Genomic DNA, 25,476 nt, shown 5'->3' with positions numbered 1-25,476 from the left:
GAACGATTCCCGCGATAGTTGCCGCATCACGCCGCACCGGCCTGATCACCAGCGGGCTTGCAAAACCGCCGATATCGCTGCTCAACTCGTCGTATGAACGAGCGACTCCTCAAGGCAATCGACAGCAAGCGCGACGATGTCGTTGCGCTGACCGCCGACCTCATCCGTTTTCCGACCATCAATCCGCCTGGCGAAGCCTATGGGCCATGCGCCGAATACATCGGTGCGCGGCTGAAGAAGCGCGGCTTCGAGACGGAATTCATCCGCGGCGAAGGCACGCCCGGCGATACGGATCGCTATCCGCGAATCAATGTCGTCGCGCGATTCGACGGACGCTCTCCAGGCGCCTGCGTCCACTTCAACTCGCATATCGACGTCGTCGAAGCCGGCGATGGCTGGACCGTCGATCCCTTCGCCGGCGTCGTCAAGGACGGCAAGGTTTACGGCCGCGGCGCCTGCGACATGAAGGGTGGGCTCGCCGCCTCCATCATCGCCGTCGAGGCCTTCATGGAAGTATTCCCCGAATTTCCCGGCGCCATCGAGATATCGGGCACGGTGGACGAAGAATCCGGCGGCTTCGGCGGCGTCGCCCATCTGGCCGGGCTCGGCTACTTCTCGAAGCCCAGGGTCGACCACGTCATCATCCCCGAGCCGCTCAACAAGGACCGCATCTGTCTTGGCCATCGCGGCGTCTGGTGGGCGGAAATCGAGACCAAGGGCGAGATCGCGCATGGCTCCATGCCGTTTCTCGGCGACAACGCGGTGCGCCATATGGGCGCTGTACTGCAAGCTTTCGAGGACGAGTTGTTCCCCGCGCTTGACCGCAAGATGACGCGCATGCCGGTGGTGCCCGAAGGGGCGAGGCGCTCGACCATGAACATCAATTCGATCCATGGCGGCCAGACCGAGGATTTCCGGCCCGGCCTGCCCTCGCCCAACGTGCCCGATTCCTGCCGGCTGACCATCGATCGCCGCTTCCTGCTCGAAGAGGATCTGGCCACGGTCAAAGGCGAAGTGACCGGCATTCTCGACCGGCTGAAGCGCGAGCGCAAAAAGTTCGACTACGAGATACGCGACCTGATGGAAGTGCTGCCGCTGATGACAGAGCGCGACGCACCCGTGGTCAGGGCCGTGGCGCAAGGCATTCATGCGATCTTCGACCGCGAGCCTGACTACGTCATTTCGCCTGGCACGTACGACCAGAAGCACATTGCCCGCATCGGCCACATCTATGATTGCATCGCCTATGGACCCGGCATTCTCGACCTTGCCCATCGGCCGGATGAGTGGGTCGGGATATCGGACATGGTGGAATCGGCCAAGGTGATGGCGATCGGGCTGAACGTGCTGCTGCGCGGCACGGCCGCGGGCTGAGGTCTCCCGCGGGGAAGCTTCGACCGATCGAAACGGCCGCCAGGAGAAAAACTTTCCCAACCACGAAGCCCGGCAGCACGAAACGCAATTTACTCCCGCGCGAAATCACGCTTCTATCGCCCGGTTTGAGCACGTGTCTGAACGCATGGGAGTGCACGATGAGATTGTGGAAAACCATTCTGGCCGCGGCCGTCCTGGCACTGGCCGCCGGAAGCCCGGCCTTTGCCGCGCGCACCGACCTTGTCATCGGCATTCCGCTCGAGCCGCCGCATCTCGACCCGACCGCCGGCGCCGCCGCCGCCATCGATGAGGTGCTCTACGCCAATGTGTTCGAAGGCCTGACACGCATCGGCCCGAATGGCGAAGTGCTGCCGGACCTAGCCGAAAGCTGGACCATTTCCGACGACGGCAAGGCCTACACTTTCAAGCTGCATACCGGCGTGAAATTCCACGACGGCGCCGACTTCAGCGCCGACGACGTGAAATTCTCGCTGGACCGCGCCCGCGGCGACAATTCCGTCAATGCTCAGAAGAACCTGTTCGCGGCCATCGACAAGGTCGATGTCATCGATCCGGCGACGGTCAAGATTACGCTGAAGAACCCGCAAGGATCCTTCCTCTACAATATGGGCTGGGGTGACGCCGTCATCGTTTCTCCGAGATCCGCCGACACCAACAAGGAAAAGCCTGTCGGCACCGGTCCGTTCAAATTCCAGGGTTGGGCCAAGGGATCGTCGATCACGCTGGTGAAAGCCGACCATTACTGGGGCACGCCGGCATTCCTCGACAAGGTCGAGTTCCGCATCGTGCCGGATGCCGCCGCAAACGTTCCGGCATTGCTTTCCGGCGACATCCAAGCCTTCCCGTTCTTCGATCCCGACAGCCTGGCGCAGGTCAAGGACGATCCGCGTTTCAAGGTGGTGATCGGCTCGACCGAGGGCGAAACCATCCTGTCGATCAACAACAAGAAGCCGCCTTTCGACAAGCTGCAGGTCAGGCAGGCGATCTCCTACGCGCTCGACCGCAAGGCAATCATCGACGGCGCCTCGGCCGGGCTCGGCCAGCCGATCGGCTCGCACATGTCACCGGCCAACAAGGACTATGTCGACCTCACCGGCCGCTATCCGCACGATGTCGCCAAGGCCAAGGAATTGCTGAAGGAAGCAGGCCTGGAGAACGGCTTCAAGGCGACGCTGAAGCTGCCGCCGCCCGGCTATGCGCGGCTCGGCGGCGAGATCATCGCCTCGGAACTCCGCGACGTCGGCATCAACCTCGAGATCTTGCCGGTCGAATGGGCGCAGTGGCTGGACCAGGTGTTCACCAAAAAGGACTACGACCTGACCATCGTCTCCCACACCGAGCCCAACGACATCGATATCTATTCGCGCAAGGATTACTATTTCAACTATGACAATCCGGCCTTCGACAAGGTGATCGCCGACCTCAACCTCACCTCCGACGCGGCCAAGCGCAAGGCGTTGCTCGGACAGGCGCAGAAGATCCTGGCCGACGACGCCGTGGTCGGCTTCCTCTATGAATTGCCGAAGGTCGGCGTCTGGGACGCCAAACTGCAAGGGCTGTGGGAAAACGCCCCGATCCAGGCCAATGACCTGACCAAGGTGAAGTGGAGCGAGTGAGGCTGTTGGCTAACAGGCGGCGCTTGCGCACCTTGACGCCCCCCTCTGCCCTGCCGGGCATCTCCCCCTCAAGGGGTGAGATTGCGCTGCCGCCGCTGCTTTCGCCAATCATCAACGACGCATTTGTGGCGCCGGCGCTGAAATCGCCAATCTCCCCCCTTGCGGGGGAGATGTCCGGCAGGACAGAGGGGGGTGTGCGGGAACTCGACCTTCGCCCGTTTGCAACAGGGCTCCGCCACCTCCCATGACCGCCTACCTCCTCAAGCGCCTCGCAATAGCGCTCGCCACGCTGGTGCTGGCTTCCATGGTGGTGTTCGCGGTGCTGGAAATCCTTCCCGGCGACCCCGCCCGGCTGATGCTGGGCATGAACGCCAGCGCCGACCAGGTCGAGTTGCTGCGCAACCAGATGGGCCTCAACGCACCGCTGCCTTGGCGCTACCTGCATTGGGCCGGCGGCCTGCTCAGCCTCGATTTCGGCCGCTCCTATACCTATTCGGTGCCGGTCATCGATCTCGTGCGCGAACGGCTTGCCGTGTCGTTGCCGCTGGCGCTGATCGCGCTTGTGCTGTCCACGGTCATCGCCGTTCCCGTCGGCCTGTTTTCCGCCAGCCGGCGCGGACGCGCCGGCGACACCGTGGCGATGGGCGCGGCGCAGCTTGGCGTCGCCGTGCCCAATTTCTGGTTCGCGCTGATGCTGATCTATGTCTTCGCGGTCTGGCTGCGCCTGGTTCCTGCCGGTGGCTTTCCCGGCTGGGGAGCCGGTGTCTGGCCGGCGCTGAAATCGCTGCTGTTGCCGGCAGTCGCCCTTGCCTTGCCGCAAGCGGCGATCCTGGCACGTGTCACCCGCTCGGCGCTGATCGAGGTGCTGAACGAGGATTACATCCGCACCGCCCGCGCCAAGGGCCTGCCCTATCGCGCCGTGCTTTGGCGGCATGCACTGCGCAACGCCATGATCCCGGTGCTGACCATACTCGGACTGCAATTCGCCTTCCTGCTTGCCGGGACCATCATCATCGAGAATGTTTTTTATCTCCCCGGCCTCGGCCGGCTGGTGTTCCAGGCCATCACCCAGCGCGACCTGATCGTCGTCGAAAGCGTCGTCATGCTGCTGGTCGCCGCCGTCATAGCCGTCAACCTCATCGTCGATCTTTCCTATGCGGTCGTCGATCCGCGCCTGAGAAGCCGGCAATGACCCTGCACATCGACATTCCCGAGGAAACGTTCGGCAGCATCCTGGCCAAGGCATTCCGGAACACCGCTTTCGTCACCGGCTTCGTCATCACCTTGCTCATCCTGGTGATGGCCATCATCTCCTATGTCTGGACGCCCTACGATGTAACGAAGCTGGTCATAGCCGACAAGACGCAGGGGCCCTCGCCGGCGCATTGGTTCGGCACCGATCATTTCGGCCGCGATATCCTGTCGATGATCATGGTCGGCGCCCGCAATTCGATTGCGGTGGCTTTTGTAGCGGTCGGCATCGGCATGGGCGTCGGCGTGCCGCTCGGCGCATTTGCCGCTGCGCGCGGCGGTCTCGTCGACGAGGCGCTGATGCGCATCAACGATCTCGTCTTCGCCTTCCCCGCCCTGCTGTCGGCGATCATGATCACCGCCATCTTCGGGCCGGGCGCCGTCAACGCCATCATCGCCATCGGCATTTTCAACATTCCGGTGTTCGCACGGGTCGCCAGGGCCGGCGCGCTGGCGATCTGGCCGCGCGAATTCATCCTGGCCGCGCGCGCCGCGGGAAAAAGCAGCACGCAGATATCGATCGAGCATGTCTTGCCCAACATCGCCACGCTGCTTCTGGTGCAAGGCACCATCCAGTTCGCGCTGGGCATCCTGGCCGAAGCCGGGCTTTCCTATCTCGGCCTCGGCGCGCAGCCGCCAATGCCAAGTTGGGGCCGCATGCTGTTCGACGCCCAGACCCGCATTGTGGTGGCGCCGTGGATGGCGATCTTTCCCGGCATGGCGATCGTCGTTGCAGTGCTCGGCTTGAATCTGCTGGGCGACGGCATCGCCGACATCCTCGACCCGAAATCGCGGCGGCGGCGATGAGCCTGCTGGAGATCGAGAACCTGTCGCTCGCCATCGGCGACACGCCGATCCTGAAAGGCGTGGAGCTCTCCCTTGCATCAGGCGAAGTCATGGGGCTGGTCGGCGAATCCGGCTCCGGCAAATCGATGACCGCGCTGACGGTGATGCGGCTCCTGCCCCACGCCGCGCGCGCCACCGGGCGCGTCACATTCGATGGCATAGACATCCTCGCCGCGACGGAGGACCAGATGTGCGCGCTGCGCGGCGACGACATCGGCATGGTGTTCCAGGAGCCGATGACGGCTCTCAATCCGGTCAAGACCATCGGCGAACAGGTAGCCGAAGGCATACGCTGGCACACCAAGGCCACACGCGCGCAAGCTGAAGAGCGGGCGCGAAAAATGCTCGACCGCGTCGGCCTTCCCTCGGCCAAATTCCCGCTGTCGCGCTATCCGCACGAGCTGTCCGGCGGCCAGCGCCAGCGCGTCGTCATCGCCATCGCCTGTGCGCTGAAACCGAAGCTGCTGATCGCCGACGAACCGACGACGGCCCTCGACGTGGTGCTGCAGGCGCAGATCCTCGATCTCCTGCGCGACCTCGTGGCGGAGAGCCGCATGGGCCTGCTGCTGATCTCGCACGACCTCGCCGTGGTGACCGAGATGGCCGACCGCATCACCATCCTGCGCCATGGCGAGGTGATGGAGGCCGGCGACACGGCGCGCACGCTGTCCGAACAGCTCCACCCCTACACGCGCCAACTGGCGCAAGCCTCGATGCATGTGCCGGCGCGCGCCAAGCCGCATGGCGCTGGAACAGGCAAGCCCCTGCTTCAGGTCGAAAACGTGACCCGTGACTATGCCGGCCGGCGCACCGCGCTGTTCAGGCGCGCGCCCGACATCCGCGCCGTCGACGATGTCTCCCTGTCGATGGCGCCGGGTCAATCAATGGCGCTGGTCGGCCGCTCCGGCTGCGGCAAGTCAACGCTCGCCCGGATGATCCTGGCACTGGACCGGCCAAGCGCCGGCACGATCCGGTTTCGCGGCGACACCATCACCGGCAAGCGCGAAGCGGAGCTGAAGCCGGCGCGACGCGACATGCAGGTTGTCTTCCAGGATCCCTATGGCTCCTTCGATCCGCGCCAGAAGGTGGAAAGGCTGGTCGCCGAGCCGCTGCATGTGCTGGAAAAGAAACCGACCCGCGCCGAGCGTCGCGAGATGGTGGCGCATGCGCTGCACGAGGTTGGCCTCGGCATCAGCGACATGGACAAGTACCCGCACGAATTTTCGGGTGGCCAGCGCCAGCGCCTGTCGATCGCCCGCGCCATCATCACCCGCCCCAAGCTGGTCGTCGCCGACGAGCCGGTCTCGGCGCTCGACGTCTCGATCCGCGCCCAGATCCTCGATCTGTTCGCCGAACTCAACCAGAAGCTCGGCATCGCCTATCTCTTCATTACCCATGACCTGACCGTCGCCCGAGCCATCACCGACGAGGTGCTGGTCATGCATGACGGCAAGATCGTCGAGCGCGGCAGGACGAACGAGGTGCTCGATCATCCGCAATCCGAGGCCGCCAGGGCGCTGGTTGCCGCCGCCCCGGACCTGCACAGGGCAATCGCGCGTCGGATGCAGGAGCAAGGTTAAGAAGGCGGTTCCCCCCTACTCTTCCGCCTTCACCACATCGACTGGGCTGATGTCGAGCAGATCGAGTGTGCGGCGCAGCAGGCGCACCTCGGTCTCGGCCAATTGAGAATCCGCCTTGGCGATCTCCGCCATATGCTGGGCCAGTTGCTTGCGCCGTTCGACGTCGAGATCGCGGAACAGCGCAATCGCCTGCGAGCCGTTGGTCTCGTAGCCGAACTCGTTGAGATATTCGATAACGCTGTCGATGCTGCTTTCCTGGATGCCGAAGGCGTCCTTGCAGATGCGCCGGAAGGCCACCATCTCGCTCTCGCTGACTGTGCCGTCAGCCAGGATCATGCGGAACAGCATCAGAAGTTCGGCCGACAGGACGGGATCGTCCGCCACCTTGCGCACGCCGGGGTCGCCGTCGAAGATCGAGCGTATCTGGTCCAACAATGCGAATGCCATCGGTGCCCCTTTCCGATTCCTCTCCACTAGAGTTAGCGCGAAATCGGCCTTGCGCAAATGGGGTGGTCGTGATCGAACGCCCGCTATCTCAGCCGACCGACGCTCCCACGGATCAGATGATCGATCTCAGCATCCAGACAGTTGCCATGCTCGCCTTCGCCGCCTTTGCGGCGGGCTTTGTCGATTCGATTGCCGGCGGCGGTGGACTGATCACCATTCCGGCGCTGCTGCTGGCCGGTTTCTCGCCGGTCGAGGCGCTTGGAACCAACAAACTGCAGGGCATGTTCGGCTCCGGATCGGCGACAATCCATTATGCCTCCAAGGGCCATGTCGATCTGCGCCGGCAATTGCCGTCGGCGCTGCTGGCGCTCGCCGGAGGCGCCGTAGGCGCGTTGCTGGCCACCATCGTCCCGGGTGATCTCCTGCGCGCCCTGCTGCCGCTGATACTGATCGCCATCGCCCTCTATTTCGCGCTCAAGCCCAACATGAACGACGTCGACCGCGCTGAACGCCTGTCGCCATTCCTGTTTGGACTGACCCTTGTGCCGGCAATCGGCTTCTATGACGGCCTGTTCGGGCCTGGAACCGGCTCTTTCTACATGCTCGCCTTCGTCGCCCTGGCCGGCTACGGCGTGCTCAAGGCGACGGCGCATACCAAACTGCTCAACTTCACCTCCAACATTGGCGGCTTCATCGTCTTTGCCGCCGTCGGCGTCATCTCCTGGAAGATCGGCCTGATGATGGGCGTCGCCCAGTTCCTCGGCGCCCGCGTCGGCGCCAGCCTGGCCATGCGCATCGGCGCCAGACTGATCAAGCCGCTGCTGGTGGTCGTCTGCGTCGCACTGGCGGTGAAGCTGCTGGCCGATCCGGCCAACCCGCTTCGCGTCATGATTGGTGTGTGACCACACGCCCTGATAGAATGCCGCTGTTCGAATCATGTTGGAGGAGCCAGACATGAATCTCAGCGCGCCTACCCAGATTGTTTTCATCATTTCCCTTGTCATCGCCATCATCGGCATTCTTGCCGCGCTTGGCGTCCTTGCGTTCATTCCAATCGCATCGGTGTGGATCGTTCTCATCGCCTACATCGTGCTTGCCGCCGGCTGCCTGATGCGCGGCGCCTGACAAGTTTCCCTTGAAGTGGGGACCGAGAGCGCCCGGCCAAAAGCCGGGCGCTTTTGATTCCAATCAAGGCTCTGCTAGATTTGCCTTGGCGGAAGGATGACCGATGCCAATCGAGATGCAGCGCCGGAAGGAACAGGACCGCTCGGTCGCCGGCCGGTTGGCCGAAGGCGGGAGAAAATGCGTAGCGCCGCTCTACCGAGCCAGCCCAAAAATCGCGTCACAGTCGAGATGGGTCTCCAACTCGGCCGCGACGTCGTCCAGCGCCCGCTCGACGTCGGCGCGATAATCGATGCCGCCGCCTTTGACGCCCAAGCTTTCGAGGAATTTTCCGCGAAAGCCGTCGGCGCCGAACAGGCCATGCATATAGGTGCCCAGCACCTTGCCGTCGGTGGAAACAGCACCATCCTCGACGCCGTTGATGATTGCCGACGGTCGCATCGTGTCCGGGCCGGTGGTCCGGCCGAGATGGATCTCATAGCCTTCGAGCGGCACATCGAACGGGACGGATCGCGCGCTGACATTGCGCACGGTCTTCTCCGGCTCCATCACCGTTTCGATGTCGAGCAGGCCGAGCCCTTCGGCCTCGGTGACGCTGCCCTCGATGCCCTCGGGATCACGCACCATCCGACCAAGCATCTGAAAACCGCCGCAAATGCCGACGACGTGCCCGCCGCGCTTGCGATGCACCGCAATATCCCTGTCCCAGCCGTTTTCGCGGAATTTCAGGAGATCGCCGATCGTCGATTTGGAGCCGGGAATGACCACCAGCCCGGCATCGGCCGGCAACGGCTTTCCCGGCGGCACGAACACCACTTCGACCTGCGGTTCGGCTTTCAGCGGGTCGAGATCGTCGAAATTGGCGATCCGCCCAAGCATCGGCACCGCGACCTTCAGCGCACGTTTCCCGCCGGACACGAGCCGTTCCAGCACGACCGAATCCTCCGAAGGCAGCCGCGCCGCCGCCGTCAGCCACGGCACGACGCCAAAGCTGCGCCAGCCGGTGAATTTTTCGATCGCCTTCAGGCCGTCATCGAACAGCGAGACATCGCCGCGGAACTTGTTGATGAGGTAGCCGACGATCATGCGTCGGTCTTCTTCCGGCAGGATCAGATGCGTGCCGGCGACCGAGGCGATGACACCGCCGCGATCGATGTCGCCGACCAGCACCACCGGCACGTTCGCACGCGTCGCAAAGCCCATATTGGCGATGTCGCGGCTTCTGAGATTGATTTCGGCCGGTGAGCCGGCGCCCTCGACGATGACCAGATCCGCATCTTCGCCGACTTTGCCCCAGGAATCCAGAACGGCATCCATCAGCCGGCCCTTCAGCGCCTGATAGTCGCGCGCCCGCGCCTCGCCGAACACCTTGCCCTGGACAATGACCTGCGCGCCGACATCGGTCTGCGGCTTGAGCAGCACCGGGTTCATGTGAACTGATGGCGCGACGCCGCAGGCGATCGCCTGCAGCCACTGCGCGCGGCCGATCTCGCCGCCGCCATGGTTGCCGTCGCCGGGAATGTCGGCCACAGCAGCATTGTTCGACATGTTCTGCGGCTTGAACGGCCGCACCTTCAGCCCGCGCTTTTTCGCGGCACGGCACAGGCCGGCGACCAGCACCGTCTTGCCGACATCAGAACCCGTGCCCTGCAGCATAATGGCTTTGGCCATGGTTCAGCCCCTGCCTTGCGCTGTGGTTCCGGTGATCTCGGATTTCTGCGCCAGAGGCCCACCGCGCCAGATGTAGAGTGCCAGCAGCGGCTCCTGGCCGGTGCGCATGGCGTGGTTGACACTGGAAGCGTGGTGGACGACCTCGCCGGCTTCTCGCATGCGAAAGCCACCCTCGCCCATGCGCCACTCGGTGCCGCCGGTCAACGGAATGTAGATCTCTTCGGCGATGTGGTGATGGTCAGGATAGACGATATCCGGCCCAAGGATCAGCAGGCCGGACGCGGCCTCGTCATTGGCGAAATGGCCACGCGTGCCGAACACCTCCAGCCAGCCGTAATTATCGACGAACGCGCTGCCGAAGTCCGATTCGCTGTAGGTCTGCCCCCAATGCAGATTGCCGCGCTGCCCGGCAAGACATCGCACCAGAGGCTTCGCATCCGGGAGCGCCAGTTCGACGGCGCGATCGAGATGGCGAAGGCAAGCGAGCGGATGTGCCTCCAGTGGGCGAGTCGGCATGTCCCAGCCGATGCGCGCCACGGCCTCGCGCACCAGCGCATTGTCCACGCAACCAAGATAGGCGTGGAACCGCCCCAGCAGTTCGTCGAATTTTGTCGTCACATCTCACTCCGGACATGCATTGGCGCACAGCCGCTCCGCGGCGGGTCGGGTTGCGCGGCGGCATCATTGGTCTAGATTGGTGCGCGCGCAAAGCCAAAAACGACAGGCCAGCAGGTCGAAACCATCAGGGAGAACGCCATGGACGCCGCGGTCGATGCGAGCACCAGCCAGTTCGAACTCAACGAGGAACAGCGCGCCATCCAGGAGATGGCACGGGCCTTCGCCACCAACCGCGTCGCGCCGAATGCGCTCGACTGGGACCGCAAAAAACATTTCCCCGCCGATGTGATCCGCGAGACCGGCCCGCTCGGCCTCGGCGGCATCTATATCAGGGACGATGTTGGCGGTTCCGCACTCGGCCGGCTCGACGCCGTGCTGATCTTCGAGGCGCTGTCGCACGCCGATCCCGCCTTTTCGTCCTTCATCTCGATCCACAACATGGTGGCATCGATGATCGACCGCTTCGGCAATGACGAGCAGCGCCAGCGCTTTTTGCCCAAGCTCACCTCGATGGAATGGCTGGCGAGCTACTGCCTGACCGAGCCGGGTTCGGGATCCGATGCCGCCGCGCTGAAGACGCGCGCGGTGAAGAGCGGCGGCGACTACATCCTCAACGGCACCAAGCAGTTCATCTCGGGCGCCGGCGACAGCGATGTCTATGCTGTCATGGTCCGCACTGGCGCCGATGGTCCGAAAGGCATTTCCACGGTCATTGTGCCGAAAGATGCGCCCGGCCTTTCCTTCGGCGCCAACGAGCACAAGATGGGCTGGCACATGCAGTCGACCCGCCAGGTTATCTTCGAGCATTGCAAGGTGCCGGCGGAGAACCTGTTGTCGGGCGAAGGCGCCGGGTTCGGCATCGCCATGGCCGGTCTCGACGGCGGCCGGCTGAACATCGCCGCCTGTTCGCTGGGCGGTGCGCAGTCGGCACTCGACAAGGCGCTGTCCTACACCGCCGAGCGCGAGGCCTTCGGCTCGAAGATCAACCAGTTCCAGGCGCTGCAGTTCCGGCTGGCCGACATGGAGACCGAGTTGCAGGCGGCGCGCATCTTCCTCTATGCGGCTGCCTCCAAGCTCGACAGCAAGGCGCCTGATGCCGGCAAATGGTCGGCGATGGCCAAGCGCTTCGTCACCGACACCGGCTTCAACGTCGCCAACGATGCGCTGCAACTGCTCGGCGGTTACGGCTATCTGCACGATTACGGCATCGAGAAGCTGGTGCGCGACCTGCGCGTCCACCAGATCCTCGAAGGCACCAACGAGATCATGCGCGTCATCATCGCGCGGGCGCTAATCGGACGCTGAAGCCAGCTGGCTCCGGGAGAGAGACAATGACGACGATCGCCTTCATCGGCCTTGGTAATATGGGTAATCCGATGGCTGCCAATCTGGTCAAGGCCGGGTATACCGTAAGCGGTTTCGACCTCGTGCCCGAGAACTTGACTGTAGCGAAAGAGCACGGCGTCGTCGTCATGGCGAATGCCTTGGCCGCGGTGAAGGATGCCGATGTGGTCATCACCATGCTGCCGGCCGGCAAGCACGTGCTGTCGGTCTATGAGGACATCGCGCCTAAGGCAAAAAAGGGCGCGCTGTTCATCGACTCCTCGACAATCGACGTCGAATCGGCACGCAAGGCGCATGCGACAGCCGCAAGGCATGGCTTGTTGTCGATCGATGCGCCTGTTTCGGGCGGCACCGGCGGTGCGGCGGCCGGCACGCTGACCTTCATGGCCGGCGGTTCAGACGATGCCTTCGCCGCCGCCGAGCCGATCCTGAAGCCGATGGCCGGCCGCATCGTCCATTGCGGCGGTGATGGCGCCGGCCAGGCGGCGAAGATCTGCAACAACATGATCCTCGGCATTTCGATGATCGGCGTCGCCGAAGCTTTCGTGCTGGCGGAAAAACTCGGTCTGTCGCATCAGGCGCTGTTCGACGTCGCCTCGACATCGTCCGGCCAGTGCTGGTCGCTGACCACCTATTGCCCCGTGCCCGGCCCGGTGCCCACTTCGCCGGCCAACAGGGACTACAAGCCAGGGTTTGCAGCCGCATTGATGCTGAAAGACCTGAAACTGTCGCAGGAAGCCGCTCAGGGTTCCGGCGCCGTGACACCGCTGGGCGCCGAGGCGGCCCAACTCTACGCCCTGTTCAACGCTCAAGGGAACGGTGGCGCCGATTTCTCCGGCATAATTAATTTTTTGCGCGGGAACCCTGCATAACTAGCTGATATTATTGTGTTTCCTGAATTCCACAGCCAGAAAAATTGCAAATTTAGATTTGCTTAAGCTCTCGATAACTCCGCGGTAACGATGTCCCTATAAAACGGATGGCGAGGCGGACATATCACATCCGCCCGGCGCTCCGGATCAGGTCTCGCGTACCGGAGCCCGTAAGTTCGACAAGTGCCCATAAAGTTTCGCAAATTGTTTGCGTAGCGAAGCGCCTGCGTATCTGGCAAAGCCGCGTTCCCGATGGAGCGCGGTTTTTGCGTTTCTGCCGCTCCTGAAATTTATATTCCGATTGCCGCGTTCGGGATCGGAACGTGATCTTCGTTGGTCAGTACGATCGGCGCGTCCTCCCCGTCCACCCTGACGACGAGCAGGCGCGAGCTCCATGAGCCGGCGTTGCGAACCAGGTGCGAATACACCGTGCCCTTGCCCTTGGCGCCATGGACCGGAATGCTGAACTGGGCATCCCCCGCGCCATTCGCATTGACGTCGAGATTGCCTCCGACCCAGAAATTGTCGGTCACGTCCTCGCCGATGGCAGCTTTCACGCGCGTGTCGGCGCGAATGGCATCCATGGTCATGTGATAGGCGTCGCTGCTTTTCAGAACGAAAGGAATACCGCCTACCATCGTCGCGCAGCCGCCGATCCCAACCACCCACACCGCCAGTCCCGCGATCGCCCAGTTCCGCTGCGTCTTGCGGAACTGTTCGGCGTCGCGCCAGGCACGATTCTGCCAAGCCCAGCGGCTGCCCCGCGCGCCGAGCAAGATGATCATGACGATGTTGACCAACGGGATCAGCGCCAGCAGCGCGATGAAGGTGCTGTTGCCGATGCCCCAGATCCAGTTGAGGAAAAAGGCGCCCCAGTTCCAGCGGTCGAGCTCGGCCGGAATTTCAGCCGGCTGGTTGAGCGGTTGTCCTGTCATCAACTCTCCCTTCGGCGAACGGCCTCGACGGCTTGTAGCCGATAGCGCCGATGACCGGAACCCTTGGCCTATCGGGGAAAGACGAACAAGAGACCGGCTCAGGACGGATGGCAGGCGTCCCGAACCACGGGACGCCTGCAATATCTTATCGCTTGCGCAGATCCGCTTGCGCCAGATCCAGCGCCTTGCCGATACGCTCGCAAGCCATGTCAATCGTGTCGCGGGTCCAGATCAACGGCGGCGACAAGATCATCGTGTCGCCGGTGGCGCGCAGCATCATGCCGTTGGCGATCGCATGGTCGCGCACGGTCACCGCGGCACTTCCAGACGGCAGGAACCGTTCCTTGGTCGCCTTGTCCTTGACGATCTCGATCGCGCCCATCAGGCCGATGGAGCGCACCTCGCCGACCAGATCATGCCCGGCGATGCGTTCCTGCAGGGCCTTGGCGAAATAAGGCCCGGTGTCGTTCCTGACCCGCTCGACCAGGCCTTCCCTCTCGATGATCTCCAGGTTCTTCAGCGCCACGGCGCAGGCCACCGGGTGCCCGGAATAGGTGTAGCCGTGATTGAACTCGCCACCCTTCTCGACCAGCGTCGAGGTGATGCGGTCGCCGACCAGCAGCGCCGACAGCGGCTGATAGCCCGATGTCAGCGCCTTGGCCGTGGTGATGGTGTCCGGCTCGATGTCGAAGGTCTGGGCGGCGAACCACTCGCCGGTGCGGCCGTAGCCGGTAATGACCTCGTCCAGCATCAGCAGCACATCGTATTTGCGGCAGATGCGCTGCACTTCCGGCCAGTAACTCATCGGCGGTATTTTCACGCCGCCTGCCCCCATCACCGGCTCGCCGATGAAAGCAGCGACCTTGTCGGCGCCGGCCTCGAGGATGGCATCCTCCACGGCCTTGGCCGCGCGCAGGCCGAAATCGTGATCGCTTTCGCCCGGCAATGCCAGCTCATAGGCATAGGGCATCATCACATGGACGATGTTCGGCACCGCGCCGCCGAGCTGCTTGTGCATGGCATCCATGCCGCCGAGCGAGGTGCCGGCTATGGTCGAGCCGTGATAGGCCATCTTGCGCGAGATGACGCGGTTCTTCTCCGGCTTGCCTTCCAGCACCCAGTAATGACGGGCAAGTCGCAGCGCCGTATCGTTCGCCTCCGAGCCGGAGGAACCATAGAAGACCTGGTTGACGTTCTTCGGCGCGATTTCAGCCAGTTTTTTGGACAACAGCACCGGCGTCGGCGTCGAGCATTTGAAGAAGGAATTGTAGTAGGGCAGCTCCTTCATCTGCGCATAGGCGGCTTCGGCCAGTTCGTCACGGCCATAGCCGATGTTGACGCACCACAGGCCGGCCATACCGTCCAGCAGTTCCGTTCCTTCGGAATCGTAGATGAACGGGCCATTGGCATGGGTGATGATGCGCGCGCCCGCCTCACGCAATTCCTTGTGGTCGGTGAAGGGATGCAGATGGTGCGCGGCGTCGATCTGCTGAAGCTGCTTCAGCGAATAATTCTGATAGGTCATGTCTGATCTTTCCTCTGGATTCAATCCGGCTGGCGCCGGGGCGAACTCGTCAGAGGATGGCAGGCGGCGAATAGCCGATGCGGGCACATAGCCGCAAAAGCTCGGCGCGCAGCGTGCGCGATGACGGTGTCACCGCCACCCGGAATGCGCGAGCTGATAGCCTAGCGAGAGCCATGGCAGGCACCTTAGAGCAATTCCAGGAAAAGTGTGAAACGGTTTTCCGTCCGGAATTGCGTCAGAACAAGGATTCAGGGCAAAGGGCGGTTCGACCACCCTTTGCTTGGCCGATGACGGCGGAATGTGGTGGCTAGGCCTTGCCGCTTAGCGCCCTCTGCAGGAACACATATTTCATCGCCGCCTGCATCGCTTGAGGCCTACGGTCGCCGCGCCCGCCATGCCCGCCCTCGGTTTCCTCGAAGAACAGCGTCCTGGCATGGCCGGCCTCCTGCAGCCGGGCCGCCATCTTGCGCGCATGGCCGGGATGGACCCGGTCGTCCGCCGTCGAGGTGGTCAACAGCACCGGCGGATAGGCGACGTCGGCATCGACATGCTGGTAGGGCGAATAGGCGGAAAGCCATTTGGCGTCTTCGGGCTTCGACGGATCGCCATATTCGGCCATCCACGAGGCGCCGGGCGGCAATTGCGTGTAGCGCAGCATGTCGAGCAGCGGCACCTCGACGATGACGGCACCGAACAGCTCCGGGTGCTGCGTCAGGGAAACACCGGTCAGCAAGCCGCCATTCGAGCCGCCCTGGATGCCGAGCGAGGCAGCCGTGGCGATGCCGCGGCGGACGACGTCCTCGGCGACCGCGGCGAAATCGTCAAAACCATTCTGGCGTTTGCCCTTCAGCGCCGCCTGATGCCAGGCCGGGCCGAATTCGCCGCCGCCGCGGATGCAGGCCTGCACATAGGCGTTGCCCTTCTCCAGCCACAGCCTGCCGCGCACGCCGGCATAGCCGGGCAGCAACGGCACTTCGAAGCCGCCATAGCCATAGAGCAACGTCGGCACGGGGCCCTTCTGGTCGCGCCGCCGGACGACAAAATAAGGGATCATCGTGCCGTCCTTCGAGCGCGCCTCGAACTGTTCCGAAATCAGCGGCGAAGCATCGAAGCGTGCTGGCTGCGACTTCACGGTTTCAAGCGTCGCGCCATCGTCATCGGACCAGATGATCGAGCTCGGTGTCAGGAAATCGGTGAAGGAGAAGGACACGCTGGAGCCGAAATGCTCAGCGTGACTGATGCCGACGGTGCCGTTTTCAGGCAGGGCGACCGGCGTCAGCGACCAGGCGCCGTCCTTGCGTTCGCAGACGAGAACCTTGCCGCGCACATTGTCCATCAGGCTGATGAACAACCGGTCCTGGGTGCGGGCAATGCCCGCAATCGATACGCGATGCGCCGGCGCGAGCAAGGTCTCGATGGCGCCAAGGCTGCCGATTTTGATCCAGTGCGCGAAATCGAGCGAATAGAGCCCGTCCGGCTGGCAGGCCGTGCCATCCGGCGCCGTCCAAGGGGTGCGCACCCCGAACACCATCTGGTCCTTGAAAAGCGCGGTGTCGGTGACGTCGTCCGGCAGCGGGATGCGCCTGTTTTCGCCTGACGGCAAATGCAGGAAGCTGTGCGATGCGAAGAAGTTGAGCGTCCGCGCCAGAAACAGATGGCGCTTCTCGCCGTCGAACTCGACACCGGCGCCGACGGCGAGATCCTCGGTCTTTGCCTCGAAGATCAGCGTCGCGTCTTCGAGCTTGGTGCCGCGCTTCCAGAGCTTGACCACGCGCGGATAGCCGGACTCGGTCTTGTCTCCTTCCTCGAAGGCCGCCGAGACGATGACCGTGTCCTTATCCAGCCAGCCAAAACCCGATTTCGAGGCCGGCGCGCGGAATCCGCCCTCGATGAACGATTTGGTCTCGATGTCGAACTCCCGCATCTCGCTGGCATCGCCACCATCCGGCGACATCGAGAGCAGGCAGCGGCTGAACTCCGGATAGAGCCGGCTGGCGCCGCTGAATACCCATTTGATTCCCTCCTTCGCCGCGAGCTGGTCGAAGTCGATGATCGTTTCCCACTCCGGCTTCTCGGTCTTGTAGGAAGCGACGGTCGTGCGGCGCCACAGGCCGAGCGCATTGGTCCTGTCCTGCCAGAAATTATAGACATGGCCCGCAATCGCCGCGCCCACGGCCATGTTGTCCTCGGCCGTCATCAGATCGAGCGCGGTCTGGAACGATGCCTGGTAGGACGGATCGCCCTGCAACTGCCCTACCGTCACTTCGTTCTGACGGTGCACCCAATCCAGCGACTGTTTGCTGGTCCTGTCCTCCAGCCAGAGGAAGGGATCGTCCGTGCTGGAGTCTGGCTTGGCGATGGGCTTGGTCATGGAATCTCCGATAGGCATGTCTTGGCATGCAACATCGACATGCCTTGTCCGATATTCAATAGCTGCGGCATCGAGGCCAAGGATTCAGGCTTTCTCGCGACCGGCGACACTCGCAACCGCCAGCGCCAGGCACAGCAGGCCAAGCGTGAGCGGCAGGCCGCCCGCGCCCAGCACATCCATGGCGCTTCCCGCCACCGGCGGCACGGCGATGCCGCCGACACCCCACATCAGCGAAAAGGCGGCATTGCCGGCGACCAGTGTCGAACCGGTGAAGCGTTCGCCGAGTTCGATGATCGACATCGTGTAGATGCCGTAGGAGACGGCGCCCCAGATGAAGATCATCGGCCAGATCAGCGGTGTCTCGATGAGAAACGGCAACAGCGCGCATCCTAGCGCCGTAACGCTTATGCAGACCAGCCGCACGAACCGCGCCGTCAGCCTTTCCGCCAGCAGGCCGAGCGGCACCTGCATGGCGATGTTGCCGGCAATCATCACCATGAGCAGCGCCGACATCCGGGCTTCGGCGATGCCGTAATGCGTGCCGTAAACCGGCAGCAAGGCCAGCGCTCCCTGTTCGAAACCGGCGGCCACGATGACCGCAAACAAAAGCAGCCAGGCCAGCGGCACGAAACCCAGGACGGAAACCTGGTGACCGGCCTCGTCGACTTTCGGCAGGCGCGGCAGCACGGACGCCAGGCAGATGCCGCACAGCACGAAGGCGCCAATGCCGACCAGGAATGGCGGCCATCGCTGGGTGCCGACGGCAAGCAGGCAGAGTGGACCCGCCGCGAAGCCCGCCGAAATGATCGTCGAATAGATGCCCATGATGCGGCCGCGACGGGCCGGCGGCGCCAGCGCGATCACCCAGATTTCGCTTAAGACATAGAGCGGATTGGTCACCACACCGATCAGGAAACGCAGCGGGAACCACAGATAGACATTCTGCGTCCAGCCGATCAGGGCCAGCACGACAGCCGAAAGTGCTGCACAGGTAAGCGCCGTGCGCCCTGCTCCGAACCGCCGTGCCAGCGCCGGAATGAGCGGCGACGAGACGATGAAGCCGATCGGCGTCATCGCCGCCGACAGGCCGATCATCGCCGGCGAGATGCCCTGCCGCTGCAGGATGAAGCTCAGCAAAGGGTAGGACAGCCCCTGCGCGATCGCGAACACCGAGACGGTCGCGATCACGCCGGTGATCGCAGCCCATTGCATCCCCGCCTCGCCGTTGCCGGGGCTGGCCGCGATCATGTCTGCCCGCTCCGGCGGACCGACGAGCGATAGAGTGCAAAGATCACCAGCAAAGCATCGAGGCCGATGATCACGATCGGCAGGCCGAGCGGGCCGATGCCCTCCATGAGCAGGCCGGCGCTCGGCGGGCCGACAATACCGCCAACGCCCCACAGCAAGGCGAAGGCCGCATTGCCGGTGACCAGCAGCGTGCCCCTGAACCGGCTGCCGAGTTCGACCAGCGCCATCGTATAGACGCCGTAGCCAACCGCGCCCATCACCAGAAGCACAACCCAGACCAGCGGCGTCATGATCAGCAGCGGCAGCAACAGCGCGCAGCCGGTGGTCGCCATCGCGCAGGCCAAGATCATGGGGCGGCCGCCGAACCGCTCCGCCAGCAGGCCAAGCGGGATCTGCAGCAGGATATTGCCGAGGGAAAGCGCCATGACCAGCGCGGCGAGCACCGCTTCCGGAAGGCCATAGCCGGCGCCGAAGACCGGGACCAGCGCATAGGTGCTTTGCTGGACGGCGGCCGAGACCAGCACGGCCAGCAGCAGAGCCGGCGCCAGGCGGGCGAAGCTGAAAAAACTGCCGGCGGGCTGGCCGTCATCTTCAAAACCGGTGAGCCTCGACGAGACAAGACGCAGAATGACCGCGCAAAGCACGAAGCCGCCGATGCCGACACTGAAGGGAGCCCAGCCCGACGTACCGACCAGGGTCAAGGTGAAGGGCCCGGCCGCATAGCCGGCGCCCATCAGCGTGTTGAACACGCCCATGACCCGGCCTCGCCGCGATGGCGCCGCCAGCGACAGCGCCCAGACCTCGCCAAGGATGTAGAGCGGATTGATGACCACGCCGATGATGAACCGGATGACATACCAGGCCGCCCAGTTCTGCAGATAGCCGACGCCCAGGAAGCACAGCGCGCCGATCAGCGAACAGCCGACCGCAAGGTTGCGCGCCCCGACCAGCCGCACCGCCGCCGGCACGAAGGAAGCCGACAGGATCAAACCGAGCGGCATCATCGCCGCCGACAGGCCGATCAACCCGGGCGACATGCCCTGCTTCTGCATCAGGAGCGTGAACAGCGGCGAGCTCAGCCCCTGCGCGGCGCCGAACATGGCAAGCGCTGCGGTGACGCCGGCGAGCGCTGCCCACTGCGTCCCCGCTTCGACCTCGCTCGTGCCGGTTGCGACCATGTAATTATCCACGTGCGATGCCGGCTGGCGTCCCGGCCGGCAAGCGTCACCAGCTACTGGTTCGGCCGGGGGAAAGAAAGGGCCGGCAAGGGAATTCCGCTTGCGCCAATGGTCGGATGATCGAGGCGATGTCGCGGCCACGCGACTGCCGTCCGGTCATGTCGCTTCCCTCGCCCTAGTGGTCGCCGCCTCCGCAATGGTCGGCGGGCCGCCGGTCCATTATGCCGCCCGCTATCGCATCCTACGAGGACCATCATGACCGCCGCCCTACAATCTGCAGAACCGGCTTTGGCGCCCGACCGTGCCCGCCGTGGCGGCCGCGCCGGGAAGCGCGCCGGAGGCTCGGCCGCGTTCGAGCAGCCGCCTTTCCGCCAGCTGAAAAACCCGCTGGCGCCGACCAGGCTGGTTTCGGACGACGAGCTGGAATCTATCCACCTCGCCTCCTTGCGCGTGCTCAGGGAAATCGGCGTCGACGTGCTGCATGACGAGGCCCGCCGCATCATGAAGGCGCATGGCGCCGACGTGCGCGAAGGCAGCGAGCGGGTGCGCTTCGACAGCGACATGATCCTCGAATTGGTGTCGCACTGCCCGTCTGAATTCACCATGCATGCGCGCAATCCCGCGCACAATCTCCGCTTCGGCGGCAACAATGTGATCCTGTCGATGATGGCGTCGGCGCCGAACTGCTCCGACATCGATCGCGGCCGTCGCCCTGGCAATCAGGCTGACTACCGCAATTTCCTGCGCCTGGCGCAGATGCACAACATTCTGAACTGCACCGGCGGCTATCCGGTCGAGCCGACCGACATCCACCCGTCGGTCCGCCATCTCGAATGCATACGCGACCTCGCCACGCTGACCGACAAGGTGTTTCACATCTATTCGCTCGGCAAGGAGCGCAACGTCGACGGCATCGAGATCGCCCGCATCGCCCGCGGCATCAGCCATGAGCAGATGCTGGAGGAGCCGTCGGTCTTTACCATCATCAACACCAACTCGCCGCTCAAGCTCGACGTGCCGATGATGGAAGGCATCATCCAGATGTCGAGCAAGGGCCAGGTCGTCGTCGTCACGCCCTTCACCCTGTCGGGCGCAATGGCGCCCGTCACCATCGCCGGCGCGCTGGTGCAGCAGAATGCCGAGGCGCTGTCCGGCATCGCCTTTGCCCAGATGGTGCGCAAAGGCGCGCCTGTCGGCTATGGCGGCTTCACCTCGAATGTCGACATGAAGTCCGGCTCGCCGGCCTTCGGCACGCCCGAATACATGAAGGCGCAATTGGTCGGCGGCCAGCTTGCCCGCCGCTACAACATCCCCTACCGCACCTCCAATACATGCGCGGCCAACACGGTCGACGCGCAGGCGGCCTATGAAAGCGTGTTCTCGCTTTGGGGCGCCATCCAGGGCGGCGGCAATCTGATGATGCACGGCGCCGGCTGGCTCGAAGGCGGCCTGCGCTGCTCCTACGAGAAGACCATTCTCGACATCGACCTGTTGCAGATGGTGGCGGAGTTCCTGACCCCGCTCGACCTGTCCGATGAGGCGCTCGGCTTCGACGCCATCCAGTCTGTCGGACCCGGCGGCCATTTCTTCGGCACCCAGCACACGCAGGACCGTTACAAGACGGCCTTCTATTCGCCAATTCTCTCCGACTGGCGCAACTTCGAGACCTGGGCGGAAGCCGGATCGCCAACGGCATTGGAAAAGGCCAACAAGGTCTGGAAGGAACGGCTGGCATCCTACGAAGATCCCTACATGGACCCGGCGATCCGTGAAGAACTCAACGCCTTCGTCGAAAAGCGCCGCTCCGAGGGCGGCGCGCCGACCGATTTCTGATCAATGTTGTTGATGAACGGTCGACCCCCACTCCGTCGAGCTTCGCTCGACACCTCTCCCCCGATCGACGGGGTAGAGGAAAGGCGCNGCCGTACCGCGCTAAGGGTCGACCCCCACTCCGTCGAGCTTCGCTCGACACCTCTCCCCCGATCGACGGGGGAGAGGAAAGGCGTGAGCTTGCGCAGGCTGGCTCCCTTCCTCTCCCTCCGGAGGGCGGAGAGGTGGCGCCGCGAAGCGGCGACGGAGTGGGGGAAGCCGTTGACGAAGCGCCCGGCCGCCGCAAGACGGGCACCGCTCAACGCGCGCGAGAGCTTAGGCAGTCAGGCAATCAAGCGGATCTGATGAACGGTCGACCCCCACTCCGTCGAGCTTCGCTCGACACCTCTCCCCCGATCGACGGGGGAGAGGAAAGGCGCGAACTTATGCCGGGAGGCACCTTTCCTANATGAACGGTCGACCCCCACTCCGTCGAGCTTCGCTCGACACCTCTCCCCCGATCGACGGGGTAGAGGAAAGGCGCGAGCTTATGCCGGCTGGCTCCCTTCCTCTCCCTCCGGAGGGGGGAGAGGTGGCGCCGCGAAGCGGCGACGGAGTGGGGGAATCCGCCCGTGAAACCCGCAGCCGCCGCAAGATGGGCACCACTCAACGCGCGCGAAAGCTGAGGCAAGGCGGCAATCAGGCTGAAGCATTGCTCTGGCTCGAACTGAAAGCCCGCAAGCTTGGGGGCTATCGTTTCACCCGCCAATTCTCCATCGGCCCTTTCTTCGCCGATTTCGCTTGCCGCGAAAAATGGCTCGTCGTCGAGATCGACGGCTCGCAACACGCCGACAGTTCCTCTGACCGCCGCCGCGACGATTTCATGCGCGCCGAAGGCTATTCGATCCTGCGTGTCTGGAGCCACGACGTCCTGAAACATCGTACTCCCGTCTGTGAAACCATTCTTGCCGCGCTTGATGGCAGGCTGGCGGAAAACGTCGCCGTATCCGACCTACGCTTTGTCTTCGCGCCGCACTCACTCGATTCAATCTCTCTAAAAACGGACCTATCTTCATGAAATCCCATGTAAAAGCGGTTGTCATCGGCGGCGGCGTCGTCGGCTGCTCGGTTCTTTACCATCTGGCCAAGGCCGGCTGGACCGACATCATGCTGATCGAGCGCTCGGAGCTCACTTCCGGCTCATCGTGGCACGCGGCGGGCGGCTTCCACACGCTGAATGGCGATCCCAACGTTGCCAAGCTGCAAGCCTACACCGTGCAGCTCTACAAGGAGATCGAGGAAATATCCGGCCAGTCCTGCTCGCTGCACCTGACCGGCGGCGTGATGATGGCCGATACGCCCGAGCGCATGGACTTCCTGCGGCTGGCCCACGCCAAGGGCCGTTATCTCGGCATGGACACCGAGCTGATCACCCCGTCCGAAGCCAAGGCGATGTTCCCGCTGATGGACGAGACCAACTTCGTCGGCGCCATGTGGGACCCGGTCGAGGGCCATCTCGATCCTTCGGGCACGACGATCGCCTATTCCAAGGCGGCCAAGAAGCTCGGCGCGGAGATCGTGCTGCGCAACCGCGTCGTCGACCTGACCCAGCAGCCCGACGGCACCTGGAGCGTCGTCACCGAACAGGGCACGGTCCACGCCGAGCATGTCGTCAACTGCGGTGGCCTGTGGGCGCGCGAGATCGGCCGCATGGTCGGCGTCGAACTGCCGGTGCTGGCCATGGAGCACATGTACCTGCTCACCGAGCCGATGCCCGAGGTCGAGGAATTCAACAAGTCGACCGGTCGCGAGATGATCGGCGTGCTCGACTTCAAGGGCGAGATCTACACGCGCCAGGAACGCAACGGCATCCTGCTCGGCACCTATGAAAAGGCCTGCAAGCCGTGGTCGCCGGTCAACACGCCGTGGGATTTCGGCCATGAACTGCTGCCGCCAGATCTCGACCGCATCGCGCCGTCGCTGGAGATCGGCTTCAAGCATTTCCCCGGCATCGAAAAGGCCGGCATCAAGCAGATCATTAACGGCCCCTTCACCTTCGCGCTCGACGGCAACCCGCTGGTCGGCCCGGTGCAGGGCCTGACCAATTTCTGGTGCGCCTGCGCCGTCATGGCCGGCTTCAGCCAGGGTGGCGGCGTCGGTCTCGCTCTGTCGAACTGGATGGTCCATGGCGATCCCGGCTTCGACGTCTGGGGCATGGATGTCGCCCGCTTCGGCGAGTGGGCCGGCCTGCGCTACACCAACGCCAAGGTGCGCGAAAACTATTCTCGCCGCTTCTCCATCCGCTTCCCCAACGAGGAACTGCCGGCCGCACGCCCGGCGCAGACGACGCCGCTCTACGACACGATGCTCGCCAACAACGCCGTCATGGGTGACTCCTGGGGCCTCGAGACGCCGCTCTGGTTCGCGCCGAAAGGCAAGGAGCCCAAGGATATCGTTTCCTTCCACCGCTCCAACGATTTCGGTCCGATCGGCGAGGAAGTGCGCGCCACGCGTGAGCGCGTCGGCGTCACCGAGATCGCCAATTTCGCCAAATACGAAGTTTCGGGACCGGGCGCGGAAGAGTTCCTCAACCGGCTGATGACCAACCGCATGCCGAAAACCGGTCGCATCGTGCTCACCCCGATGATCAACGAATTCGGCAAGCTGATCGGCGACTTCACCATCGCCAAGGCCGGTGAAGACCGCTTCATGATTTGGGGCTCGTCGGCAGCGCAGAAGTACCATATGCGCTGGTTCGAAAAGCACCTGCCGAAGGACGGGTCCGTACGCATCCACCGCTTCGACCAGACGCTGGTGGGTCTATCGATCGCCGGCCCAAAATCGCGTGACCTCTTGCAGAAGCTTGTCGATGTCGACATCTCGACAAAAGCCTTCCGCTTCATGGATTTTCGCGAGATGGCGGTCGGCGGCGCGCCCTGCATGGTCAACCGCATCACCTACACCGGCGATCTCGGCTACGAAATCTGGATGGCGCCGGCCTATGAGAGGCTGGTCTACAAGGCGATCAAGGACGCCGGCGAGGAATTCGGCCTGGTCGATTTCGGCATGCGCGCCCTGCTTTCCATGCGCCTCGAAAAGAACTTCCCGACCTGGTTCCGCGAGCTGCGGCCGATCTACGGGCCGTTTGAAGGCTCGATGGACCGCTTCATCAAGCTCGAGAAGAACGACTTCATCGGCCGCGAGGCAGCCGCCAAGGAACAGGCGGAGGGGCCAAAACTGCGCCGTGTCTCCTTCATCGTCGATGCCGCCGATGCCGACGTGATGGGCGACGAGCCGATCTGGGCCAAGGTCAGCAAGGATTTTGGCACCGTGGAAAAGCCGCACGGCTACGGCGCGCCGCGCTTCGACGACAAGGGCAAGGAAGTGCGTGGCTCCAAGGCGGCGGAAGGCGCTTCCGCCGTGCGCGGCATTGTCGACGGCGACTGGCGCGTGGTCGGCTGGGTGACGTCGGGCGGCTATGCCCACTATGTCCGGAAGTCGATGGCGCAAGGCTATGTGCCGGCAGCACTTGCCGAGGACGAAAGCGCGGGACTGTTCGAGATCGAGATCCTCGGACACCGCCGGCCGGCACGCATCAATGTCGAGGCGCCGTTCGACCCGAGCGGCGAGAAGATGCGGAGCTGAGGT

At 63.8% G+C, this 25,476-nt stretch carries 21 protein-coding genes; 12 read left to right on the top strand and 9 right to left on the bottom strand.

Annotated elements, in window-relative coordinates:
• Positions 1 to 93: 93 nt before the first annotated feature.
• The 5 genes from X743_RS167695 to X743_RS167715 all read left to right on the top strand — a co-directional run bounded on the left by X743_RS167695 (position 94) and on the right by X743_RS167715 (position 6,688).
• Positions 94 to 1,374 carry an acetylornithine deacetylase/succinyl-diaminopimelate desuccinylase family protein gene (locus X743_RS167695; RefSeq protein ID WP_023763429.1) on the top strand — a complete coding sequence of 427 codons (1,281 nt, stop codon included), beginning with the start codon at positions 94 to 96 and terminating at the stop codon, positions 1,372 to 1,374.
• 158 nt (positions 1,375 to 1,532) lie between these two features.
• On the top strand, positions 1,533 to 3,011 hold the full coding sequence (locus X743_RS167700) for an ABC transporter substrate-binding protein (RefSeq protein ID WP_023763428.1): 1,479 nt from the start codon (positions 1,533 to 1,535) through the stop codon (positions 3,009 to 3,011).
• A 244-nt stretch (positions 3,012 to 3,255) separates the two neighbouring features.
• Positions 3,256 to 4,203, top strand: a complete 948-nt coding sequence (locus X743_RS167705; protein ID WP_023763427.1) for an ABC transporter permease — start codon at positions 3,256 to 3,258, stop codon at positions 4,201 to 4,203.
• A complete protein-coding gene (locus X743_RS167710; RefSeq protein ID WP_023763426.1) occupies positions 4,200 to 5,069 on the top strand; it encodes an ABC transporter permease in 870 nt (289 codons plus the stop codon). The genes X743_RS167705 and X743_RS167710 overlap by 4 nt, the downstream gene beginning before the upstream one ends.
• Positions 5,066 to 6,688: a dipeptide ABC transporter ATP-binding protein gene (locus X743_RS167715; RefSeq protein ID WP_023763425.1), complete on the top strand. Its 1,623-nt coding sequence runs from the start codon at positions 5,066 to 5,068 to the stop codon at positions 6,686 to 6,688. Before X743_RS167710 ends, X743_RS167715 begins: the two co-directional genes overlap by 4 nt.
• 15 nt (positions 6,689 to 6,703) lie before the next feature.
• Here X743_RS167715 and X743_RS167720 read toward each other — a convergent pair whose 3' ends face one another.
• Positions 6,704 to 7,135: a TerB family tellurite resistance protein gene (locus tag X743_RS167720; RefSeq protein ID WP_023763424.1), complete on the bottom strand. Its 432-nt coding sequence runs from the start codon at positions 7,133 to 7,135 to the stop codon at positions 6,704 to 6,706.
• 116 nt (positions 7,136 to 7,251) lie between these two features.
• Here X743_RS167720 and X743_RS167725 point away from each other — a divergent pair, with 116 nt between their 5' ends.
• The gene (locus tag X743_RS167725) at positions 7,252 to 8,037 is read left to right on the top strand and encodes a TSUP family transporter (RefSeq protein WP_023763423.1); all 786 of its coding nucleotides are present in this window, start codon (positions 7,252 to 7,254) and stop codon (positions 8,035 to 8,037) included.
• Positions 8,038 to 8,089: 52 nt separating this feature from the next.
• Positions 8,090 to 8,260 (top strand): hypothetical protein, encoded by a 171-nt coding sequence (locus X743_RS1000000170170; protein ID WP_023763422.1) that lies wholly within the window; start codon positions 8,090 to 8,092, stop codon positions 8,258 to 8,260.
• A gap of 192 nt (positions 8,261 to 8,452) precedes the next feature.
• Here X743_RS1000000170170 and X743_RS167730 read toward each other — a convergent pair whose 3' ends face one another.
• Together X743_RS167730 and X743_RS167735 are read right to left on the bottom strand one after the other, a co-directional pair.
• The gene (locus X743_RS167730) at positions 8,453 to 9,928 is read right to left on the bottom strand and encodes a cobyric acid synthase (protein WP_023763421.1); all 1,476 of its coding nucleotides are present in this window, start codon (positions 9,926 to 9,928) and stop codon (positions 8,453 to 8,455) included.
• A gap of 3 nt (positions 9,929 to 9,931) precedes the next feature.
• Positions 9,932 to 10,546 (bottom strand): dimethylsulfonioproprionate lyase family protein, encoded by a 615-nt coding sequence (locus tag X743_RS167735; protein WP_023763420.1) that lies wholly within the window; start codon positions 10,544 to 10,546, stop codon positions 9,932 to 9,934.
• Between the two features lie 138 nt (positions 10,547 to 10,684).
• Here X743_RS167735 and X743_RS167740 point away from each other — a divergent pair, with 138 nt between their 5' ends.
• Both X743_RS167740 and mmsB read left to right on the top strand, forming a co-directional pair.
• On the top strand, positions 10,685 to 11,851 hold the full coding sequence (locus X743_RS167740; RefSeq protein ID WP_023763419.1) for an isobutyryl-CoA dehydrogenase: 1,167 nt from the start codon (positions 10,685 to 10,687) through the stop codon (positions 11,849 to 11,851).
• A 26-nt stretch (positions 11,852 to 11,877) separates the two neighbouring features.
• Positions 11,878 to 12,762, top strand: a complete 885-nt coding sequence (gene mmsB / locus X743_RS167745; RefSeq protein WP_023763418.1) for a 3-hydroxyisobutyrate dehydrogenase — start codon at positions 11,878 to 11,880, stop codon at positions 12,760 to 12,762.
• 290 nt (positions 12,763 to 13,052) lie between these two features.
• On the opposite strand, the gene X743_RS167750 is transcribed toward mmsB, so the two are convergent.
• The 6 genes from X743_RS167750 to X743_RS167770 form a co-directional block, all read right to left on the bottom strand.
• Positions 13,053 to 13,697, bottom strand: coding sequence for a cytochrome c oxidase assembly factor Coa1 family protein (locus tag X743_RS167750; RefSeq protein ID WP_023763417.1), 645 nt, complete (start codon positions 13,695 to 13,697; stop codon positions 13,053 to 13,055).
• Positions 13,698 to 13,842: 145 nt separating this feature from the next.
• Entirely contained in the window at positions 13,843 to 15,222 is a 1,380-nt protein-coding gene (locus X743_RS167755) for an aspartate aminotransferase family protein (protein WP_023763416.1), read from the bottom strand.
• 49 nt (positions 15,223 to 15,271) lie between these two features.
• Positions 15,272 to 15,397, bottom strand: a complete 126-nt coding sequence (locus X743_RS1000000170165; RefSeq protein WP_041164190.1) for a hypothetical protein — start codon at positions 15,395 to 15,397, stop codon at positions 15,272 to 15,274.
• 132 nt (positions 15,398 to 15,529) lie between these two features.
• A complete protein-coding gene (locus tag X743_RS167760) occupies positions 15,530 to 17,593 on the bottom strand; it encodes a prolyl oligopeptidase family protein (protein ID WP_023763415.1) in 2,064 nt (687 codons plus the stop codon).
• An 84-nt stretch (positions 17,594 to 17,677) separates the two neighbouring features.
• A complete protein-coding gene (locus X743_RS167765; protein ID WP_023763414.1) occupies positions 17,678 to 18,841 on the bottom strand; it encodes an MFS transporter in 1,164 nt (387 codons plus the stop codon).
• Positions 18,838 to 20,019 carry an MFS transporter gene (locus X743_RS167770; protein ID WP_023763413.1) on the bottom strand — a complete coding sequence of 394 codons (1,182 nt, stop codon included), beginning with the start codon at positions 20,017 to 20,019 and terminating at the stop codon, positions 18,838 to 18,840. The genes X743_RS167765 and X743_RS167770 overlap by 4 nt, the downstream gene beginning before the upstream one ends.
• Before the next feature lie 255 nt (positions 20,020 to 20,274).
• On the opposite strand from X743_RS167770, the gene X743_RS167775 reads away from it, so the two are divergent.
• The 3 genes from X743_RS167775 to X743_RS167780 all read left to right on the top strand — a co-directional run bounded on the left by X743_RS167775 (position 20,275) and on the right by X743_RS167780 (position 25,473).
• Positions 20,275 to 21,852 carry a trimethylamine methyltransferase family protein gene (locus X743_RS167775; RefSeq protein ID WP_023763412.1) on the top strand — a complete coding sequence of 526 codons (1,578 nt, stop codon included), beginning with the start codon at positions 20,275 to 20,277 and terminating at the stop codon, positions 21,850 to 21,852.
• 568 nt (positions 21,853 to 22,420) lie between these two features.
• Entirely contained in the window at positions 22,421 to 22,906 is a 486-nt protein-coding gene (locus X743_RS01000000168500; RefSeq protein ID WP_023763410.1) for a DUF559 domain-containing protein, read from the top strand.
• A complete protein-coding gene (locus tag X743_RS167780) occupies positions 22,903 to 25,473 on the top strand; it encodes an FAD-dependent oxidoreductase (protein WP_023763409.1) in 2,571 nt (856 codons plus the stop codon). The genes X743_RS01000000168500 and X743_RS167780 overlap by 4 nt, the downstream gene beginning before the upstream one ends.
• The last annotated feature ends 3 nt before the right edge of the window (positions 25,474 to 25,476 follow it).

This window comes from Mesorhizobium sp. LNHC232B00 (genome assembly GCF_000502435.1).
In the GTDB taxonomy this organism is placed as follows: domain Bacteria; phylum Pseudomonadota; class Alphaproteobacteria; order Rhizobiales; family Rhizobiaceae; genus Mesorhizobium; species Mesorhizobium opportunistum.
The sequence above is the reverse complement of the archived record's forward strand: the minus strand, read 5'-3'. Positions and strand labels throughout refer to the sequence as shown.

Bases quoted from the DNA above. Each gene is read 5' to 3' on its own strand.
- X743_RS167725 (WP_023763423.1), top strand. From the start codon at position 7,252: ATGATCGATCTCAGCATCCAGACAGTTGCCATGCTCGCCTTCGCCGCC.
- X743_RS1000000170165 (WP_041164190.1), bottom strand. From the start codon at position 15,397: ATGGCTCTCGCTAGGCTATCAGCTCGCGCATTCCGGGTGGCGGTGACA.
- X743_RS167720 (WP_023763424.1), bottom strand. From the start codon at position 7,135: ATGGCATTCGCATTGTTGGACCAGATACGCTCGATCTTCGACGGCGAC.
- X743_RS167705 (WP_023763427.1), top strand. From the start codon at position 3,256: ATGACCGCCTACCTCCTCAAGCGCCTCGCAATAGCGCTCGCCACGCTG.
- X743_RS167780 (WP_023763409.1), top strand. From the start codon at position 22,903: ATGAAATCCCATGTAAAAGCGGTTGTCATCGGCGGCGGCGTCGTCGGC.
- X743_RS167750 (WP_023763417.1), bottom strand. From the start codon at position 13,697: ATGACAGGACAACCGCTCAACCAGCCGGCTGAAATTCCGGCCGAGCTC.
- X743_RS167695 (WP_023763429.1), top strand. From the start codon at position 94: ATGAACGAGCGACTCCTCAAGGCAATCGACAGCAAGCGCGACGATGTC.
- mmsB (WP_023763418.1), top strand. From the start codon at position 11,878: ATGACGACGATCGCCTTCATCGGCCTTGGTAATATGGGTAATCCGATG.
- X743_RS167730 (WP_023763421.1), bottom strand. From the start codon at position 9,928: ATGGCCAAAGCCATTATGCTGCAGGGCACGGGTTCTGATGTCGGCAAG.
- X743_RS167700 (WP_023763428.1), top strand. From the start codon at position 1,533: ATGAGATTGTGGAAAACCATTCTGGCCGCGGCCGTCCTGGCACTGGCC.
- X743_RS167710 (WP_023763426.1), top strand. From the start codon at position 4,200: ATGACCCTGCACATCGACATTCCCGAGGAAACGTTCGGCAGCATCCTG.
- X743_RS167715 (WP_023763425.1), top strand. From the start codon at position 5,066: ATGAGCCTGCTGGAGATCGAGAACCTGTCGCTCGCCATCGGCGACACG.
- X743_RS167740 (WP_023763419.1), top strand. From the start codon at position 10,685: ATGGACGCCGCGGTCGATGCGAGCACCAGCCAGTTCGAACTCAACGAG.
- X743_RS1000000170170 (WP_023763422.1), top strand. From the start codon at position 8,090: ATGAATCTCAGCGCGCCTACCCAGATTGTTTTCATCATTTCCCTTGTC.
- X743_RS167765 (WP_023763414.1), bottom strand. From the start codon at position 18,841: ATGATCGCGGCCAGCCCCGGCAACGGCGAGGCGGGGATGCAATGGGCT.
- X743_RS167775 (WP_023763412.1), top strand. From the start codon at position 20,275: ATGACCGCCGCCCTACAATCTGCAGAACCGGCTTTGGCGCCCGACCGT.
- X743_RS167755 (WP_023763416.1), bottom strand. From the start codon at position 15,222: ATGACCTATCAGAATTATTCGCTGAAGCAGCTTCAGCAGATCGACGCC.
- X743_RS167760 (WP_023763415.1), bottom strand. From the start codon at position 17,593: ATGACCAAGCCCATCGCCAAGCCAGACTCCAGCACGGACGATCCCTTC.
- X743_RS167770 (WP_023763413.1), bottom strand. From the start codon at position 20,019: ATGGTCGCAACCGGCACGAGCGAGGTCGAAGCGGGGACGCAGTGGGCA.